Genomic DNA, 18,336 nt, shown 5'->3' with positions numbered 1-18,336 from the left:
GCTCTCAGTTGAGCCGCTGGTACTCGAACCAGTCGAAGTGGACGGTCCCGGCCGCGGCGTACAGGCCGATGACGCGGCCGGTGAACCCACCGGCCACCTCGGTCGAGAGGTACTTGCCGTCGAGCGTGGCGAGCGCGCTGAAGGTGCCGCCGGGCTCCTCCACGCCGAACGTCAGCGTGTCGGGCCCAGAGCGCGCGTCTCGCAGCGTCCGTGCCTCGTCGACCCGCACCACCAGCACCAGCGGCCCTTCCGGTATCGGCCGGGACGCGACCACGGCGCTCACCGGTCCGACACGGGCGAGAACCCGCACCTCCCCGTACGCGACCTCGATCTCGTAGTGGTGTTCCTCGTCGAGCCGGACCGCCAGGCCGCCGCGGCCCTCCGCCGGGTCGAGCAGCGTGCGGGCGAGGCAGGACAGGTGCTGCTGGCGCCGCCCGGCGAACACGACGGCAGGATCGTCCATTCCGGACCCGCGGGCGTGCAGCGTGAGCCAGCCGGCGCGTTCCTTCGTCGTGCAGTACTGCTCGGAGCGGTCGCGCACGGAGATCCACGACGGCGGCAGTTCGGTGAGGTCGAAGTCATCCCGTTCCGGCGCAGGGAAACCGGGCTCACCGGGCACCAGCTCGCCGACCACCGGCCAGCCGTCGGTCCAGGTCACCGGTGCCAGGAAGGTCTCCCGGCCGAGCACGTGCCAGCCGGGGGTGCCGCCACCGGGCCGCACACCGAGCAGCACCATCCACCACGCGCCGTCCGGCGCCTGCACCAGATCCGCGTGACCGGTGTTCTGGACGCGCTCGTCGGTGCTGCGGTGACTCAGTACCGGGTTGGCGGGGCACGGTTCGAACGGGCCGTCCGGCCTCGAGGCACGGGCGATCGAGACGCCGTGACCGCGTTCGGTGCCGCCCTCGGCGATCAGCAGGTACCAGCGGTCACCGATCCGGTACAGGTGCGGCGCTTCCGGTGCCTTGGCGCCGGGGGTGCCGGACCACAGCCGTCGCGGTTCGCCGAACGTCTCACCGGTCACCGGGTCGATGCGGTACTGCCGCACCCCGGCCACCGTGCACCAGCAGTTGCCGTCCTCATCCCAGGCCAGGTCGGGATCGATGCCGGCGACTCCGGGCAGCACGACCGGGTCGGACCACGGACCGGCCGGGTCGGTGGCGGTGAACACCATGTTGCCGCCACCGTGGCTCACGCTCGTGACGATCAGCCAGAACCGGCCGTCGTGGTGGCGCAGCGTCGGTGCGTAGATCCCAGCCGACGACGGTGTCTCCGCGGTGAGGTGCAGTTGGCTCGGGCGCTCCAGGGCGTTGCCGATCTGGTTCCACCGCACGAGGTCCCGGCTGTGGAAGACCGGGATGCCGGGGAAGTACTCGAAACTGGAGCACATCAGGTAGTAGTCCTCCCCCACCCGGCACACGCTCGGATCGGGGTGCATTCCCGGGATCACGGGGATCACAGCGGACTTCCTCCCAGCACAACGCATCCGCCGGCCGGCAGCTCCCGCACCGGTCCGCCGCTCAGCACGTCGTGAACGGCATCGGGCAGCGGCACGGGTTCGGCGCCGTGGTTGAGCACGAACTGCCAGCGACGGCCGTCCTCTCCCCGCCGAACGACGACCTCGATGCCGGGTGGCAGGCCGGGCAGAACCGGTCCGGCACCGGCGGCTTCCAGCAGCCGGGACATCAAGGCTGTGTAGTCCGCGTCGTCGAGCCGGGTGGACAGGTACCAGGCATCGCCCGCGCCGCAGTGGTTCCGGGTCAGTGCGGGAGAACCGGCGAGTGCGCCGTGGGTATAGGCGGCGATGGTCTCCGCGCCCTGGGTCCGCACCGACTCGCTCCAGACCGTGCCGTGCGAGGAGTCGGAGAGGACGATCCGTTCCTGGTGCCGCAGCGGCCGGTACTCCTCGACCCGGATGCCCAGTGCCTCGCGCAGCGGAGCGGCCGGGTAGCCGCCGAGCCGGGCGTGCGCGCGGCTGTCGACGACCCCGCTGAAGTACTGGACCAGCAGCGATCCACCGTCGACGACGTACCGGCGCAGGTTCTCCGCGCCCGCGTCGGAGAGCAGGTACAGCGCCGGGGCGACGACCAGCCGGTACCGGCTCAGGTCCGCTTCCGGGTGCGCGAAGTCGGTGACGACCCCGTTGTCCCACAGCGCCCGATGCGCTTTTCGAAGCGCGGAGTGGTAGCTCAGTTCGGACGACGGCAGGCCGTCCGAGTTCATCGCCCACCAGGCGTCGGAGTCGTGCAGCACGGCCACGTCGGCGGTCACGGTCGAGCCCGCGAGACCGCCGAGCCGGGACACGGCCTCGCCCGTCGCCTTCACCTCGGCGAAGACCCGGCTGTCCGGGCCGGCGTGCGGGACCATCGCCGAGTGCCACTGCTCGGCGCCCGCCTTCGACTGGCGCCACTGGAAGAACAGCGCCCCGTCCGAGCCGCGCGCGATGTGGCCGAGGGAGTGCCGCAGGATCTCGCCGGGTTCCTTGGCCAGCGTCCGGCCCTGCTCGTAGACGGTGCTGGTGCCCTGTTCCATCAGCAGCCACGGCCTGCCGCCGCCGAACGAGCGGGCGCGGTCCGCGGCGAACGCCACGTCCGCCGCGGCGTCGAGGCCCGGCCGGTCCGGGTAGTGGTCGATCGCGACCAGGTCGACCTCGCGGCTCAGCGCCCACAGGTCGACGTTCTGGTAGCCGGGCTGCATCATGTTGGTCGTCACGGGCCGGTCGCTGTGCGCGCGGATCGCGTCCCGCTGCTCGGAGTAGGCGGCGACCACTTCGTCGGAGAAAAACCGGCTGAAGTCCAGCGTGAGGCCGGGGTTGCGGTGCCACTGGGTGGCGCGCGGCGGCAGGACCTGTTCCCAGCTGCCGTACCGCTGGCTCCAGAACGCCGTTCCCCACGCCTCGTTGAGCGCGTCCAGCGAGCCGTGCCGGGCGCGCAGCCAGACCCGGAACGCGGCGGCGGTGTGCTCGCACCAGCACAACGTCACGTACTCGTTGTGCACGTGCCACAACGCGACCGCCGGGTGGTCGCCGTAGCGTTCCGCGAGCGCGGAGGCGATGCGCCGGGCCGCCGCGCGGTAGGCCGGGGCGCTGAGGCAGTAGGTGTCGCGGCTGCCGTGCACGAGCCTGGTGCCGTCGGGGGTGACCGGCATGGCGTCCGGGTGGGCCAGCGTGAACCACGGCGGCGGGGAGGCCGTCGGCGTGGCCAGGTCGACCGCGACCCCGTTGGCGTGCAGGCGGTCCAGGTGCGCGTCGAGCCACGCGAAGTCGTAGCGGCCCTCCTCCGGCTCCAGCAGGGCCCAGGAGAAGACGCCGACCGTGGCCAGGTTGACCCCGGCCTCGCGCATCAGCTCGTCGTCCTCCTTCCACACCCGCTCGTCCCACTGCTCGGGGTTGTAGTCGCCGCCGAAAGCCAGGCCGCCCAGCCGATCCGCGATCACGCTTCCTCCCGCACGGGCAACCGGGCGCCGTCGCGCAGGAACAACGGGATGCGGTCGAGCGGTGCCGCGACGGTGACCGTCTGCCCGCCCTCGTGCTCCTCGCCGGTCCACGCGTCGGTCCACCGCGCGCCGGCGGGCAGGTGGACGTCGCGCTCACGGGCACCTGCCTCGGTGATCGGCGCCACGAGCAGGTCGGGGCCGAGCAGGAAGGCGTCTTCGACCTGCCACGCCGCCGGGTCGTCCGGGAACTCCAGGAACACCGGCCGCATCGGCGGCACACCGGTCTCGGAGGCCGTGCGCATCTGCTCCATCACATAGGGGCGCAAGCGTTCGCGCAGCCGCAGGTGCCCGGCGAGGATCTCGTAGGCCTCCTCGCCGTAGGACCAGACCTCGTTGGCCAGTCCGGTCATCGCGGGCTCCAGCACCTGTTCGTCGCCGCGGAAGCCGTGCAGGCGGAACAGCGGGCAGAAGGTGCCGTACTGGAACCAGCGCACGAGGACCTCGCGGTAGGCGGGATCGTCCGGGTCGCCGCCGTGAAAACCGCCGATGTCCGTCGTCCACCAGGGGATGCCGGACATCATCACGTTCAGCCCGGCCTTGATCTGCGTGCGCAACGTGGCGAAGTCCGTGCCGATGTCGCCGGACCACAGCGCGGCGCCATACCGTTGCGCGCCCGCCCACGAGGAGCGGTTGAGCGAGATGATCTCGGTCTCCCCCGCCGCGCGCAGTCCGTCGTGGACGGTGCGGGCGTTCTCGCGCGGGTAGAGGTTGCCGACCTCCAGGCCGGGACCCGCGTGGTAGCGCAGGTTGTACTGGTGGCCCGGTTTGAGCTCGGGCTCGCCGGCGTCCAGCCAGTACACGGAGATGCCGAGGTCGTGGTAGCCGCGCCGGATCCGTTCCCAGACGTACTCGCGCGCCTCGGGGTTCGTGGCGTCGTAGAAGGCCACCTGGGCGGAGTAGGCGCCGAGCCCCTTGTCCGGCCAGTCGGCGTGGGCCGTCGGACCGAACTCGGTGCCCACGAACAGGCCCTGGTTCAGCATGGGGTGGTAGTTCTCGCTGGCCGGGCTGACCGAGGGCCAGACCGAGACCATCAGCTTGACGCCCATCTCGTCCAGCTCGCGGACCATCGCCGCCGGGTCGGGCCACTCGGCCGGGTCGAACTTCCACTCGCCGAGGTGGGTCCAGTGGAAGAAGTCGCAGACGATCACGGACAACGGCAGCCCGCGCCGCCGGTACTCGCGAGCGACCTCGAGCAGTTCGTCCTGGGTGCGGTAGCGCAGCTTGCACTGCCAGAAACCGGACGCCCACTCGGGAAGCTCCGGCGAGTGCCCCGTCACGTCGGCGTAGTGCCGCAGCACGTCCGCCGGTTTGCCCGCGGTGACCCAGTAGTCGATCTGGCGGGCGCTGTCGGACACCCAGCGCGTGCCGGTCTCCGCGAGCTCCACCCGTCCGATCGCGGGCGAGTTCCACAGCAGGCCGTAACCGCGGTCCGAGACCAGCAACGGGATGGTGACCTCGGCGTTGCGCTGGACGAGGTCGATGACCGCGCCCTTCTGGTCGAGCATGCCGTGGGTGTGCTGGCCGAGACCGTAGAGCCGTTCCCCTGGGTAGGCGCGGAAACGCTGCTCCAGCCGGTGGTGGCCGTTGCCCGTCGCGGTGGCGAGACGAGGCCCCGGCCACCAGAAGTGGGCCGGCTCCTCCGCGAGGAGCTCGGTGCCGTCCTCGGTCCTGCTGAACGTCAGCGTGCCCGCGGTCGCCCCCAGTTCCGGGGTCAGGCCGCCTTCGGTGCCGGCGTCGATCCGCACGGTGAGCGCGCCGTGCACGAGGGTGGCGTGGTGCTCGGAGATCTTGACCTCCACCGCGCCGCCGTCCGGTGGCGTGCCGAGCAACGCGCCGGGCAGGTCGTCGAGCAGCGGACCGGCCGGAGTGGCGCGCACGCGGACCCCGTCGGAACCCCACGCCTCGACTCGGAGCGTCTCGCCCCTGGCCCGCCATTCGAGCGCGGTGCCGAGGTCTCGGAAGTACTGGGGCATGCGGAAGCTCCTCACGTTCTGGATGAGTGCGGAGAAGGTCAGGGCAGCAGTGGCGCGGGTCCCGTGCTCTCGCGCACGGTCAGCGTCGGAGTGAGCAGCGCCCGGTCGTCGTCCGGACGGCCGCCGTCGTTCGACGTGGCGAGCCTGCCGACGATCTGCTCCACGGCGACCCGGCCCAGCTCCTGCGCGGACCCGGTCACCGCCGTGAGCCTCGGCGCGAACTGCTCGGCGAGCTGGTCCTGGCACAACGCGATCACCGAGACGTCCTCGGGGACTGTCCGCCCGCTGGTGCGCAGCAGGGTGAGCAACGGTCCGATCGCGCCCTCGTTCTGCACCACGAACCCGGTGGTGCCGGGACGGTCCGCCAGGACACGGGCGAGGGTGCCCGCGGTGCTCTCGTAGGTGCCTTCGCAGGTGCGGTGCAGGAAGCGCAGACCGCGCTGCCCCGCCCTGTCCCGGAACCCGGCGAGCGTGCGCTCGGCGTACCCGGCGTGCCGGTGGTAGACCCCGGAGCCGTAACCGATGAACGCGATCTCGCGGTGACCGAGATCGGCGAGGTGGTCCGCGCACAACGCGCCGGCCGCGACGAAGTCGTGGTCCACACAGGACAGTCCGCGCGCGTCGTCGGCCAGGCCGATGAGCGTGGCCTGGGTGCCCTGCGCGCGCAGCACCGGGATGCGCTCGTCGTCCAGCTCGACGTCCATCAGGATCAGGCCGTCCGCCAGACCGCTGGCGGCGATCCTGCGGACCCCGTCCGGCCCCTCGTCGTTGGTGATCAGCAGGACGTCGTACCCGTGCTGACGGGCCGCCGTCGTCACCGCGATCGCGATCTCCATCATGACCGGGACGTAGACGTCGGTGCGCAACGGCACCATCAGCGCGATGATGTGCGACCGCCGCGCGGCGAGCGCCCGCGCACCGGCGTTGGGGTGGTACCCGAGCACCTGCACGGAGCTCCGCACCCGGCGGCGGGTCTCCTCGGAGATCGCGCGCTTGCCGCTGAGCACGTAGCTCACCGTGCTGGACGACACGCCCGCATGCCTGGCCACGTCGGCAATGGTCACCATGGATGTTCAGCCCTTGATCGCGCCGGTCAGGACGCCCGTGCGGAAGTGCTTCTGCACGAACGGGTAAACGATGAGCAACGGCACGAGCGTCAGCACCACCACGGCCATCTGCAGCGACAGCGGTGCCGTCTGGGAGAACGCGGTGCCGAAGCCCGAGTTCACCGAGCCCGGCATGCCGTTGCCCCGGTTGACGTACGTGTAGAGCACGTACTGCAGCGGCCACTTCTCGCTGTCCGTCGGCATGTACAGCATGACGTTGAAGAAGGAGTTCCAGTAGCCGACGCCGTAGAAGAGCGCCATCACCGCGGTCACCGCGCGCGAGGTCGGCAGCACGATGGACCACAGGATCCGCCAGTCCCCCGCGCCGTCGATCCGCGCGGCCTCGATCAGGTCGGCCGAGGTGCTCGAGTAGAACGACCGCAGGATCAGGATGTTGAAGACGGAGATCGCGCTCGGCAGGATCAGCGACCACCACTGGCCGTAGCCGCCCAGGCCGGTGACGACCAGGAAGGTGGGGATCAGGCCGCCGTTGACGAACATCGTGACGATCAACAGAGTCAGCAGGAAGCGGTGCGCGAACGAGCGTGAGCGGGACAGGCCGTAGGCGCACATGACCGAGACCGCCATCGACACGAGGGTGCCGATCGCGGTGATGCCGAGACTCACCAGCAGTGCGGTGCGCACCGTGGTGTCCTCCAGCATCACCCGGTAGGCCTCGAACGTCACGCCATCGGGCCAGAGCACGAGACCACCGGCGCGGTTGACCGCCCCCTGGGTGGACAGGCTGGTCACCACGATGATCCACAACGGCACCACCATCACCAGCAGCACAACGCCTAGCGTGAGGCCCTTGACGGCCTCGCCGCCGACCGTCGGCGGTTCCTCCCACGCCGGTCGCGGGTTCCGCTTCTTCCTGCGCACCGCCTGCGGTGCAAGAGTGTCCGCGGCCTCGAGCGTGCGTTCGATCGTGAGCATGTCGGTCACCTCCGGTACAACCCGTCCTCGCCGAAGGCGTGCGCCAGCTTGTTCGCACCCCAGATGAGCAGTAGTGAGATCACGCTCTTGAACAGGCCCGCCGCCGCGCCGTAGCTGTAGTCGCCGGTCGCGATGCCGTAGTAGAACGAGAAGGTGTCCAGCACGTCGGCCGTGTCGTAGCCGACGGCGTTGCGCTGGATCAGGAACTGTTCGAAGCCGACGGTCAGCGCGTTGCCCAGGCGCAGCACCAGCATCAGCACGATGACGCCGCGCAGGCCGGGCAGGGTGATGTGCCACAACCGCCGCCACCGCCCGGCGCCGTCCGCCGCCGCGGCCTCGTAGAGGTCGGTGTTGATGGCGGCGAGCGCGGCCAGGAAGACGATGATCCCCCAGCCCGCCTCCTTCCAGATCACCTGGGCGGAGACCAGCAGCGCGAAGGTGTCCGGGTTCGTCATGACGTCCCAGGTACCGACGTCGTTGTTGCGCAGGAAGTGGTTGAGCGCGCCCGCGCCGCCGAGCATCTGCTGGAAGATCGTGATGGCCAGCACCCACGAGAAGAAGTGCGGCAGGTAGACGACCGACTGGATGAAGTTGCGGATCCTCAGCGACAGCACCGAGTTCAGCAGCAGCGCCAGCGCGATCGGCACCGGGAAGAACAGGACCAGCTGGACGAAGCTCAGGTACAGCGTGTTCTGCACCGCGTTCCAGAAGTTCGCATCACCGAACAGCCGCTGGAACTGGTCGAGTCCCGCCCACGTGCTGTACCAGATCCCGGCCAGCGGGTCGTACTCCTGGAACGCGGTGACGAGCCCGAAGAGCGGGACGTAGTTGAAGACCAGCAGCAGGACGACGGCGGGCAGCGTCATCAGGACCAGCGACCGGTCGCGGCGCAACCTCACCCGCCAGCTCTGCCGCGCCGGTCGTGTCCCGCGGTCCGGCCGCGTCGGGGTCGCCGTGGTCACTGCCCGGTGCCGTGCTTCTGCAGGACGTTGTCATTGGTCCACTGGATCAGCTTGTCGCCGCCGCCACTGGTCTTCCAGCTCGCCACGGCCTCCTTCACCTCGGCCACCGACTTCTTGCCGTGGATGCAGTCCCTCATCGCGTCCTCGACCTGCTGGCCGGCGTCCGCCGTGGCCTGCGCCTGGGGCATGCTGATGTTCATGTTCCAGAAGACCGGCTTGGCCAGCGCCTTCACGTTGGCGGCCTGCCAGGAGGTGTAGTCCCTGGTGACGAGTTCGACGCCGGGGCTGTTGACCACGGCGGCGGGGGCGGCCAGGAACGGGTAGGTCTGCGCCTGGACTTCCTTCTTGCCGGCCTCGGTGGCCGTCGGAACCCCGTCGACCATGGTGAAGTGGGTGCCCTCGACGCCGAAGTTGACCATCGTGAACTCGGCGGAGCCGTACGGCGCCGCGAGGTAGTTCGCGACGGCCAGGCACTCCTCGATCTGCTCCGGCTTCATGTTGATGTTGAGGTAGCTCATGATGCTGGCGCCCGCGCCCATGTCGACCCGCGGCGTGCTCTTGCCGTCGGCGGCGATGATGTTGAACGCCCCGCGCCGGTAGTCCGGGTCGGCGGCCCTGCCCGCCTGGAGGTCGGCGAGGTTCCACGTCCCCGTGCCGCCACTGGAGATCAGCGTCTTCCCGCCGAAGAACCGGGTGTTGCCGTTGGCGTTGTCCCCCGCCAGCGCGTCGGGGTGCACGTAGCCGGCGGCGGCGAGCCGGTTGTTCCAGTCGAGCGCCGCGTAGAACTCCTCGGTCTCGAACAGGTGGACCAGCTTCCCGTTGTCCACCCGCCACTTCAGCGGCGCGCCGAAGGAGGTGTAGAGGTAGCGGTAGACGTCGTCGAAGGCCCACACGCCGTTCTTGGCGTCGGTCAGCTCCTTGCCGAGCTTCATCAGGTCGTCGGCGGACTTGACCTGGTCGGCGGTGATGCCCTTGGCGTCGAAGACGTCGCGGCGGAAGTAGAGCGTGCCCGCGATCTGGAAACCGGTGGCGAAGGAGGGGATCCCGTACAGCTTCTCGCCCCACGCGCCGGTGCGCCACGCGGCGGTCGGGATGGCCGCGAGGTTGGGGTACTTCTTGATGTTGTCGCCGGACAGGTGGGGCGTCAGGTCCGCGAGCTGGTTCCCCACCAGCCCGCCGACGTTCATCTGGGAGTTCCACCAGGTCGGCAGCTGGATCCAGTCCGGCAGCCGCTTCGAGGCGGTCATCGTCGGGATGATGGTGTTGTAGTTGTTGCCGTCCGCCGGCTTCATCTCCAGCTGGACGCCCAGCGCCTTGTTCATGGCCGCGTAGAACGCGTTGTCGGCCGGCGGGATGGTCCCCCACAGCGGCGTGACCGCCGAGTACGTGCCGCCCTTGCCCGGGATGCCGGACACCGTCGCGACCCGGTTCGCCGGGTAGCTGAGGAAGCCCGGGTTCGTCATCACGTCGGGGCCGCCCGCGATGGACGGGATGTCCGGTTTGATCGACGTGTTCGGCACGTAAGCCGGTAACACGGCCTTGAGAGCTGCTTCCGAACCGACTCCGGCCCGCTGCGCCGGGCCACTTCCGCAGGCGGACAGCAGTGGCCCCATCGCGACGAGCCCTGCCGCCGAGACGGCGGCGTTCAGGAAGCTTCTGCGGTTCAACTCGTTGCCCATGGCGGAACCGATCCTTCATCGTTGAAGTGTCGAAGCGCTTAAACAGATGCCGGGGAGGTTAGTGACGCAGGTCGCATGAAACAAGACCGTTGACAGCAGAAACCACTGCGTGACACCGTCGAAACGCTTCAACGCTAGCTCTGAGCTGAGGGGTCACCACGTGGTTTCCGAGTCCGTGCCCGCCGTTGACCGGCTGCCTTTTCGCGACCCCGCGCTGCCGACGCGCAAGCGCATCGACGATCTCCTCGCGCGCCTCACGCTCGACGAGCGGATCGCGATGCTGCACCAGTACTCACCGGCGGTGCCCCGCCTCGGCGTGGACCTGTTCCGCACCGGGTCGGAGGCGCTGCACGGCGTCGCGTGGCTGGGCCCCGCCACCGTCTTCCCCCAGGCGGTCGGCCTGGGCGCGACCTGGGACGAGGAGCTGGTGCGCCGCGTCGCCGAGGCCACCTCGGTCGAGCTGAGGGCGTTCCACTACCACCGCCCGGCCGCGGTCGGCACGGGCAGGAACAGCCTGCAGGCGTGGGCTCCGGTGCTGAACCTGCTGCGCGACCCGCGCTGGGGCCGCAACGAGGAGGGCTACTCCGAGGACCCGGTGCACACCGCGCGGATCGGCACGGCGTTCTGCCGCGGCCTCACCGGCGACCACCACCGGTTCCTGCGCACGGCCCCGGTGCTCAAGCACTTCCTGGCCTACAACAACGAGGACGACCGCTGCGTCACCTCCTCCGGGCTGCGCCCGCGCGTGCTGCAGGAGTACGACCTCGCGGCGTTCCGCCCCGTGGTCGCCTCGGGCGCCGCCACCGGCGCCATGGCCGGTTACAACCTCGTCAACGGCCGCCCGTGCCACGTCACGCCGCTCATCGGGACGGAACTGCGCCGCTGGGCCGAGCCGACCGGGCACGAGCTGTTCGTGGTCAGCGACGCGGAGGCGCCGTCCAACCTGGTGGACCCGGAGCACTACTTCGACGACCACGCCGAGTCCCACGCCGCCGCGCTCAAGGCGGGCATCGACAGCTTCACCGACCACGGGCAGGACAGCGCCGTCCCGATCGGCAGGCTCCGCGAAGCGCTGGAACGCGGCCTGATCGACGAGGAGGACGTGAACCGCGCGGTGCGCCGGCAGCTGGAGATCCGCTTCCGCCTCGGCGAGTTCGACCCCGATCTCGACCCGTACGCCACCATCGGTCCCGAGGTCATCGGCTCCGCCGAACACCGCGCGCTCGCGCTTCGGTCCGCGACGGAGTCGGTCGTGCTGCTGCGCAACGAGGGACTGCTCCCGCTCGACGCGGGCAGCACGCCGCGGATCGCCGTGATCGGCCCGCTCGCCGACATGGTGTGCGAGGACTGGTACAGCGGCACGCTTCCGTACGAGGTGACCGTCGCGAGTGGACTCCGGTCCGTCCTGGGCGAGAGCGGCGAGGTGGTCGTCGCGGACGGCTCCGACCGGGTGGCGCTGCGCTCGCGAACGAGCGGCGAACTGCTGGGCAAGACACCGTTCGACGTCGTCGACTGGGGCGACGGCGTGCTGACGCTGCGATCGGTGGAGTCCGGGCGTTACCTGAGCCTGCAGGACACCTCGCTGGCCGCCGACCAGGAGCGGATCAAGAGCTGGGAGGTCCGCGAGACGTTCCGCCTCGTGCCCGTCGAGGACTCGGTGCTGCTGCAGAACGTGCTCACGGGCCGGTACGCCGTCGTCGACCCGGTCGACGGCCGGGTGACCGTCACCGCGCAGTCCGCCGACGCCGCCGAACGCTGGGAGCGCGAGGTCCTGCGGGACGGCACCGCCGAGGCGCTGGCCGCCGCGCTGTCGGCGGACGTCGCCGTGGTGGTCCTCGGCAACCACCCGCTGATCCACGGACGGGAGACCGAGGACCGCACGGGAATCGGGCTCCCGGCAGCCCAGGACGCACTGCTGCGCGCGGTCGCGGAGGTCCGGCCGGAGACGGCGCTGGTCGTGATGAGCAGCTACCCCTACGCCCTGGACTGGGCGGACGAGCACCTGCCCGCCGTGATGTGGACGTCCCATGGCGGGCAGGAGACGGGAAGGGCGCTGGCCGCCGTCCTGCTCGGCGAGGCCGATCCCGGCGGGCGCCTGCCGCAGACCTGGTACCGCGGCCGGGACGCGCTGCCGAACCCGCTCGACTACGACATCATCAAGGCGGGCTGGACCTACCAGTACCACCGGGCCGCGCCGCTGTACCCGTTCGGCCACGGCCTCTCCTACACCGGCTTCGCCCACCGCGACCTGATCCTGTCGTCGGACACCGCCACCCCGGGCAGCGCCATCGACCTCTCGGTGACGCTGGCCAACACCGGCACCAGGCCCGGCAGCGACGTCGTCCAGCTCTACGTCCGGGCACTGGGGGCGCGGTACGAGGCACCGCTGTTACGGCTCGCCGACTTCCGCAAAGTCGCGCTGGCTCCGAGTGAGAGCAGGGTGCTGTCCTTCCGGCTGCCCCTGGACCGGCTCGCCCACTGGGACGTCGCGACCGGCGCGTTCGCGGTGGATCCCGGCGCCTACGAGGTCCTCGTCGCCCGTTCCGCCGGGGACGTCGTGCTCACCGCCCCGCTCACGGTGGTGGGACCGGCTCCCTCTCCCCGCGCCGGCCGCCACGTGATCGCCGCCGACTTCGACGACTACGACAACGTGACCCTCGTCGACGCGACGCGCGTGACCGGTGACGCGGTCACCTCCGCCGACGCCGACCGGCCGGCCACCCTGCGGTTCGCGCGGACCGACCTGTCCGGCGCGGTCCGCGTCGAGGCGGAGGTCTCGTCGGAGGACCCCTTGGCACGACTGGAGTTCAGGACGGACGAGAGAGTGCTGGCGGAGCTCGCGGTGCCGGCCACCGGCGGCCGTTACGAGTGGACGACCATCTCGGCGGCACTGCCCTCACCCGTGACCGGGGTCCACGACCTGCAGGTGGTCCTGCACGGCTCCTTCCGGCTCACGTCCTTCCGCTTCTCCGCCGCAGAATGAGATCCGCACGCCGACCCGCCTGAAGGAGCCTCGATGCCGCTGACGGACGCCCCGCTCGACGAACTCGTCGTCTACCGCCCGGACATGCAGGCACCGCCGGACTTCGACGAGTTCTGGGAGCGGACCATCGCCGAGGCACGCTCGGCCGGTGGCGCGGTGGAGGTCACCGACGTCACCGACCGGCACCTGCTGCGCACCGTCGAGGTCGCCGACGTCCGGTTCCCCGGTTTCGGCGGCGAGCCGGTGGCGGCCTGGCTGCTGCGCCCGCGCGGCAGCGACGGCCCGTTGCCCGTCGTGGTCACGTACATGGGCTACAGCTGCGGTCGCGGCCTGCCCACCGACCACCTGCTGTGGTCCGCCGCCGGGTACGCCCAGCTCGTGGTCGACAGCCGCGGCCAGGGCCACGACACCCCGGACCTCGTGGCGGGCGGCGGCACCCAGTGGGTCAAGGGCTTCATGACCCGGGGCATCGACTCGCCGGACGACTACTACTACCGCCGCCTCATGACCGACTGCGTCCGCGCCGTGGACGCGGTCGCGCACCTGCCGGGCGTGGACCCGGAACGGGTGGTCGTCGCGGGCGGCAGCCAGGGCGGAGGCCTGACGATCGCCGTCGCCGGGCTGGCGCGGGACCGCGTCGCGGCCGCACTGCCGGACGTGCCGTTCCTGTGCCACTTCCGGCGCGGGGCCGAGCTGTGCGGCGAGGGCCCGTACGTGGAGATCGCGGAGTACCTGCGGTGGCACAGCAGGCACGGCGTGGAGCCGGCCTTCACCACGCTGTCCTACTTCGACGGTGTCCACTTCGCGCAACGGGCGACGGCACCGGCGTTGTTCAGCGTCGGGCTGATGGACCCGATCTGTCCACCGTCCACTGTGTACGCGGCCTTCAACCACTACGCGGGTGAGGACCGGACGATGACCGTGTGGCCGTTCGCCGACCACGGCGGCGGATACGGGTCCAACCCGGCCACGCAGCTGCAGTGGCTGCGCGACCGGGCCCTGGCACCGTGACCGGTCAGCCGAAGGAGACGGAGTAGCTGTTGGTGGTGAAGTTGAGACCGCCGCTGGACGACGTGATCTCGTAGCCGAACTGGACGGAGCCGACCGTGACGTCACCGAACCAGCCGCGGTTGCGGATCCAGTCCATCACCGCCTTGACGTTCACCGTGCCGGACCCGGTGTTGGACGTGCGGACGAACGAGAACACCTGGTTCGAGCCGTTCGAGCCGCGGTGGACGTCCCAGGTGTGACCGCCGACCGACACCGTCGTCTCCCGCGCCCCGATCGGACCGACGGGGCCGACCTTGTTCATCCACAACATGATCTCGTAGGCGTGGTCGTCCGCCCAGATGTCGTAGGCGGTCGTGTAGGCGCCGGAGCTCGGGTAGGAGACGTTGAAGCTGCTCGACAGGCTCCCGAGTGAGCTGAGCCGCCGGTTCACCTGCCGTTCCGAGTGCGGGTACGACTTGATCCCGCCCGTGTTGGGGTGGTTCGCCCAGACGCCCCAGTTGCTGTAGGAGTTGGCCCAGACCGTCTGCGGCCCGTACCCGCTGCCCCAGATGTTGTTGCGCACCGTGTAGCCGCCGTTCGACCACGTTCCCCACCTGTCCGAGGAACTCCAGGCCGCGGCGGTCGCGGTGCCGGCTCCCAGGGGAACCGTCAGGACAGCGGCCAGCACGACAACAAGCGCACGCACGATTTTCATCCTTGTTTTTCCTTCCGCACACCATTGAACGGAATTCGCACCGCCCGAGAGCCGAAGCGGTTCGTTGAATTCAACCTAACATCGAAATCATCGAACACACCCGAGCGAAAAAATTCGATGAAGAATGCCGCTTCGAATCCGATTCGCGGCTCAGCCGGCCTGCTGGGGCGGGCGGGCCACCACGAGTCTGGGAGCGGCGTGACCCGTCCGGCTGAACAGCTTCGGCGGCAGCAGGGTGAGCGCGGGAGGCCGTTGGCCGTTCAGCTTGGCCACCAGCAGCTCGACCGCGCGCCGTCCCAGCACGTCGGCGGGCAGTTGCACCGAGGTCAGCCGCAACTGTTCGGCGAGCTCGTCCGGGCAGATCGCGACCACCGCGACGTCCTCCGGCACCCGGCGTCCCTCGGCACGCAGGCACTCCACGACCCAGCCGAGCGCCGCCTCGTTGTGCACGACCAGCGCGGTCATCCGCGTCAGCTCTCTGAGCAGCGTCCCGACCACGGCGCGCACGGCGTCGCGGTGCCGCTCGGCGGGCAGGGCGGTCGAGGCGACCCCGCGCCGCATGGCCGCGGCGCTGAACCCCGCGAGGGTGCGCTGCGCGAACCCCGTGTTGCGCGCGTAGACCGCCCCCGGCGCCCCGAGGAAGCCGATGGCGCGGTGCCCGAGCTCGACGAGGTGGTCGACGCACCGCGCGCCCGCCGCCTCGAAGTCCAGGTCGACGCAGGTCAGACCGTTCGCCACGGTGGGATGCCCGAGCAGGACGGCCGGGCGGCCGAGGTCGCGCAGCACCGGCACCCGCTCGTCGTCCAGCCCGACGTCCATCACGAGGAACCCGTCCGCCCTGGCGGTGCCGGCCACTCTCCGGAGCCCGGCGGCGCCCTCGTCCGCGGTCACCAGCAGCACGTCCATGTCGTGCTCGCGGGCGGTGGTGACGACCGAGGAGGCGAACCGCATGACCACCGGCAGGTGCACGCCCTCCCGCAGAGGCAGGACGAGGGCCAGCACGTTCGTCCGGCTGCCGGCCAGCGCCCGCGCTCCGGAGTGCGGCTGGTAGCCGAGCTGCCGAATGCTTTCGCCCACCCGCATTCTGGTCTCGGCCGAAACGGGGCGTTTGCCGGTCAGCACGTAGGAGACCGTGCTGGGCGCGACACCCGCGTGCTTCGCCACGTCCACAATGGTGACCACGCCGACACCTCCGGTCCCGCAGCGCCTGAGCAGAATTGAATCGAAGCGCTTCGAACGTGGTTTCAGAATGTGACACAGGCGAAACCCGCACGTCAAGCACGCTGCACCTGTTCGACGAGTTCGACCATTGTCGCGGCGGTGTTCGACAGCTGTTCGACCACACCCCTCTCACGCACTACGATGCTCGCGACGAACCGGTGCGAAGGGCGGGCATGATCACGATCAAGGAGGTCGCCCACCACGCCGGCGTCTCGATGAGCACGGTCTCGTACGTGCTGAGCGGCAAGCGCAGCATCTCCGAGGCGACCAAGCGCCGCGTCGAGCAGAGCATCGCGGCCCTCGGCTACCACCCCAACGCCGGGGCGCGGGCGCTCGCCTCGAACCGGTCGCGCGTGGTCGGCCTGGTCGTGCCGCTGCACTCCGACCAGAACATGCCGATCATCATGCGGTTCGTGTCGTCGATCGTGGCACGCGCCCGCGACCACGACTACGACGTGCTGCTGCTGACCAAGGAGGCGGGTCCCGGCGAGGCCCACCGCGTCATCGCGCGGTCCATGGCGGACGCGATCATCGTGATGGACGTCGAGAGCGCGGATCCGCGCGTGCCGGAACTGCGCGACGTCGACGCGCCGGTGGTCCTGCTCGGCATGCCGGACGACCACGAGGGCCTGAGCTGCCTCGACCTCGACTTCGCCTCCGCCGGCAGGCAGATGGCGGGCCACCTGGCGGATCGCGGCCACCGCTCGATCGCGCTGATCGGCTCACCTCCCCCGGTCTACCAGCGCGGCACGAGCTTCGCCGCGCGGCTGCTGTCCGGGTTCCAGGGCGAGACCGCCAAACGCGGTCTGCTCGCCTCGGTCCACTCGTGCGCGGCCGGGTACGACGCGGTGTCCGAATGCCTGGACGACGTGCTGCACCCGGACAGGGGCACCACCGGACTGGTGGTGCACAACGAGGCGGTCCTCGGCCCGTTGCTTCTCGAGCTGCGGCGCCGGTCGCTGGACGTCCCCGGCGACCTGTCGGTGATCACGCTGTGCCCGGACGACGTCGCGGCGGCCCTGCCCGTCCCGCTCACCTCGATCGCCGTTCCCGCGCAGGAACTCGGCGCGATCGCCGTCGAGATGGTGATCGCCCGCCTGGGCCGTGAGCTCGCGCCCGAGGTGCGGCTCCTCCAGCCGCAGCTCACCGATCGCGGCAGCACCGCCGTCCGCTGAACCTCGCGTCGCCGCCGGAAACGTTGTTCACCATTTTCCCGCGCGCCTCGCGTTCGACGGAAATTCGACTGAAAAGCGTCGAAGAACACTTTTCGTCGACGCGGAAGATCTTCCGTGTTCCTCCGAAAGGTCGTAGCCTCCCGGGATCACATCGACCGTTCGGGCGTACGCCTGCTGGTGTTCGCCGCATCCCCGCAGAGGACCAATGACACGATCACGAGGCGACGCACGGCCCGCTCCGGCGACCAGGTGGCCGGCGATCGCCGCGGTTCTGCTGATCGGTGTCGCCGGTTGCGGCGGGGAGCCGGCACCACCGGTCGCCACCACGACGCCGCCCGCGTTCCCCTCGATCATCGAGCCGCCGCTCAAGACCGCGTACTCCTCGACCGTCCAGAACGTCGTGGACGTCCGGACGGTGCGGCTCTCCGACGGTGAGGAGGTGCGGATCAAGGGTCTCGGCGCCGCGGACGCGTGCTGGGCCGACGCGTCGACGACGTTCGCGAAGACGATGCTGCTCGAGAAGCCGGTCGAGCGGACACCGGACGGCGAACCGGTGGTGTCACTGCGCCTGGCGGACGGCACCGACTACGCGCTGCTCGCCGTCGAGATGGGCATGACGCGCGGCGAGAACCCGGACGACCGCGCGATGGTGGAGGCGGAGACGTCCGCGTCCACCAAGCGGCTCGGGCGGTGGGGTCCGCCCTGCGTCGCTCCGAGCACCACCGCGACGCCGGTTCCCACCACCCCGGCCGCGCCCGCCGCCCCGCCCGCACCGAAGCCGGTGACCGGGTGCTCGGTCGCCTACGTCGTCACCCACACCTGGCAGGGCGGCTTCCGCACCGACGTCACCCTCCGCAACACCGGTGCCGCGGAGGTCAACGGCTGGACGTTGCGGTGGACGTTCGCCGGCGGGCAGACGGTCTCCGAGATGTGGAACGCGACCCAGCGCCAGACGGGCAGGGACGTCGCCGCGACCGCCGTGCCGTACAACGTCGCGATTCCGGCGGGAGAGTCGGTGCTGATGGGCTTCACCGCGTCCGGCAGCAGCACCACGCCCCGCGCCTTCACCCTCAACGGACACGCCTGTTCGCTCGCCTGAGG

13 protein-coding genes are annotated in these 18,336 nt (G+C 70.5%); 4 read left to right on the top strand and 9 right to left on the bottom strand.

The annotated features are described in order from the left end of the window. Nucleotides 1-4: 4 nt before the first annotated feature. The 7 genes from LX88_RS29765 to LX88_RS29735 are packed head-to-tail and all read right to left on the bottom strand — an operon-like array spanning nucleotide 5 to nucleotide 10,151. Complete coding sequence (locus LX88_RS29765) at nucleotides 5-1,459, bottom strand: glycoside hydrolase family 43 protein (protein WP_258951082.1); 1,455 nt, start codon at nucleotides 1,457-1,459, stop codon at nucleotides 5-7. After that, on the bottom strand, nucleotides 1,456-3,435 hold the full coding sequence (locus tag LX88_RS29760; RefSeq protein ID WP_258951081.1) for a beta-galactosidase: 1,980 nt from the start codon (nucleotides 3,433-3,435) through the stop codon (nucleotides 1,456-1,458). The genes LX88_RS29765 and LX88_RS29760 overlap by 4 nt, the downstream gene beginning before the upstream one ends. Continuing rightward, on the bottom strand, nucleotides 3,432-5,468 hold the full coding sequence (locus LX88_RS29755; RefSeq protein WP_258951080.1) for a glycoside hydrolase family 31 protein: 2,037 nt from the start codon (nucleotides 5,466-5,468) through the stop codon (nucleotides 3,432-3,434). Before LX88_RS29755 ends, LX88_RS29760 begins: the two co-directional genes overlap by 4 nt. Nucleotides 5,469-5,506: 38 nt before the next feature. Beyond that, nucleotides 5,507-6,535, bottom strand: coding sequence for a LacI family DNA-binding transcriptional regulator (locus tag LX88_RS29750; RefSeq protein WP_258951079.1), 1,029 nt, complete (start codon nucleotides 6,533-6,535; stop codon nucleotides 5,507-5,509). Nucleotides 6,536-6,541: 6 nt separating this feature from the next. Continuing rightward, nucleotides 6,542-7,510, bottom strand: coding sequence for a carbohydrate ABC transporter permease (locus LX88_RS29745; protein WP_258951078.1), 969 nt, complete (start codon nucleotides 7,508-7,510; stop codon nucleotides 6,542-6,544). 5 nt (nucleotides 7,511-7,515) lie between these two features. Continuing rightward, nucleotides 7,516-8,409 carry an ABC transporter permease gene (locus tag LX88_RS29740; protein ID WP_258951077.1) on the bottom strand — a complete coding sequence of 298 codons (894 nt, stop codon included), beginning with the start codon at nucleotides 8,407-8,409 and terminating at the stop codon, nucleotides 7,516-7,518. A gap of 59 nt (nucleotides 8,410-8,468) precedes the next feature. Further along, nucleotides 8,469-10,151 (bottom strand): type 2 periplasmic-binding domain-containing protein, encoded by a 1,683-nt coding sequence (locus tag LX88_RS29735; protein ID WP_258951076.1) that lies wholly within the window; start codon nucleotides 10,149-10,151, stop codon nucleotides 8,469-8,471. A 160-nt stretch (nucleotides 10,152-10,311) separates the two neighbouring features. Between LX88_RS29735 and LX88_RS29730 the strand changes: the two genes are divergently transcribed. After that, nucleotides 10,312-13,134, top strand: a complete 2,823-nt coding sequence (locus tag LX88_RS29730; protein WP_258951075.1) for a glycoside hydrolase family 3 C-terminal domain-containing protein — start codon at nucleotides 10,312-10,314, stop codon at nucleotides 13,132-13,134. Nucleotides 13,135-13,167: 33 nt separating this feature from the next. Further along, complete coding sequence (locus tag LX88_RS29725) at nucleotides 13,168-14,145, top strand: acetylxylan esterase (RefSeq protein WP_258951074.1); 978 nt, start codon at nucleotides 13,168-13,170, stop codon at nucleotides 14,143-14,145. Between the two features lie 4 nt (nucleotides 14,146-14,149). On the opposite strand, the gene LX88_RS29720 is transcribed toward LX88_RS29725, so the two are convergent. Next, nucleotides 14,150-14,839 (bottom strand): GH12 family glycosyl hydrolase domain-containing protein, encoded by a 690-nt coding sequence (locus LX88_RS29720; RefSeq protein WP_258951073.1) that lies wholly within the window; start codon nucleotides 14,837-14,839, stop codon nucleotides 14,150-14,152. Nucleotides 14,840-14,989: 150 nt separating this feature from the next. Continuing rightward, nucleotides 14,990-16,021, bottom strand: coding sequence for a LacI family DNA-binding transcriptional regulator (locus tag LX88_RS29715; RefSeq protein ID WP_258951072.1), 1,032 nt, complete (start codon nucleotides 16,019-16,021; stop codon nucleotides 14,990-14,992). 212 nt (nucleotides 16,022-16,233) lie between these two features. Between LX88_RS29715 and LX88_RS29710 the strand changes: the two genes are divergently transcribed. Together LX88_RS29710 and LX88_RS29705 are read left to right on the top strand one after the other, a co-directional pair. Further along, nucleotides 16,234-17,235, top strand: coding sequence for a LacI family DNA-binding transcriptional regulator (locus LX88_RS29710; protein WP_258951071.1), 1,002 nt, complete (start codon nucleotides 16,234-16,236; stop codon nucleotides 17,233-17,235). Nucleotides 17,236-17,440: 205 nt separating this feature from the next. After that, nucleotides 17,441-18,334: a cellulose binding domain-containing protein gene (locus tag LX88_RS29705; RefSeq protein ID WP_258951070.1), complete on the top strand. Its 894-nt coding sequence runs from the start codon at nucleotides 17,441-17,443 to the stop codon at nucleotides 18,332-18,334. Nucleotides 18,335-18,336 lie beyond the last annotated feature (2 nt).

Origin of the sequence: Lentzea californiensis, from assembly GCF_024648825.1 — a bacterium.
In the GTDB taxonomy this organism is placed as follows: Bacteria; Actinomycetota; Actinomycetes; order Mycobacteriales; family Pseudonocardiaceae; genus Lentzea; species Lentzea californiensis.
The sequence above is the reverse complement of the archived record's forward strand: the minus strand, read 5'-3'. Positions and strand labels throughout refer to the sequence as shown.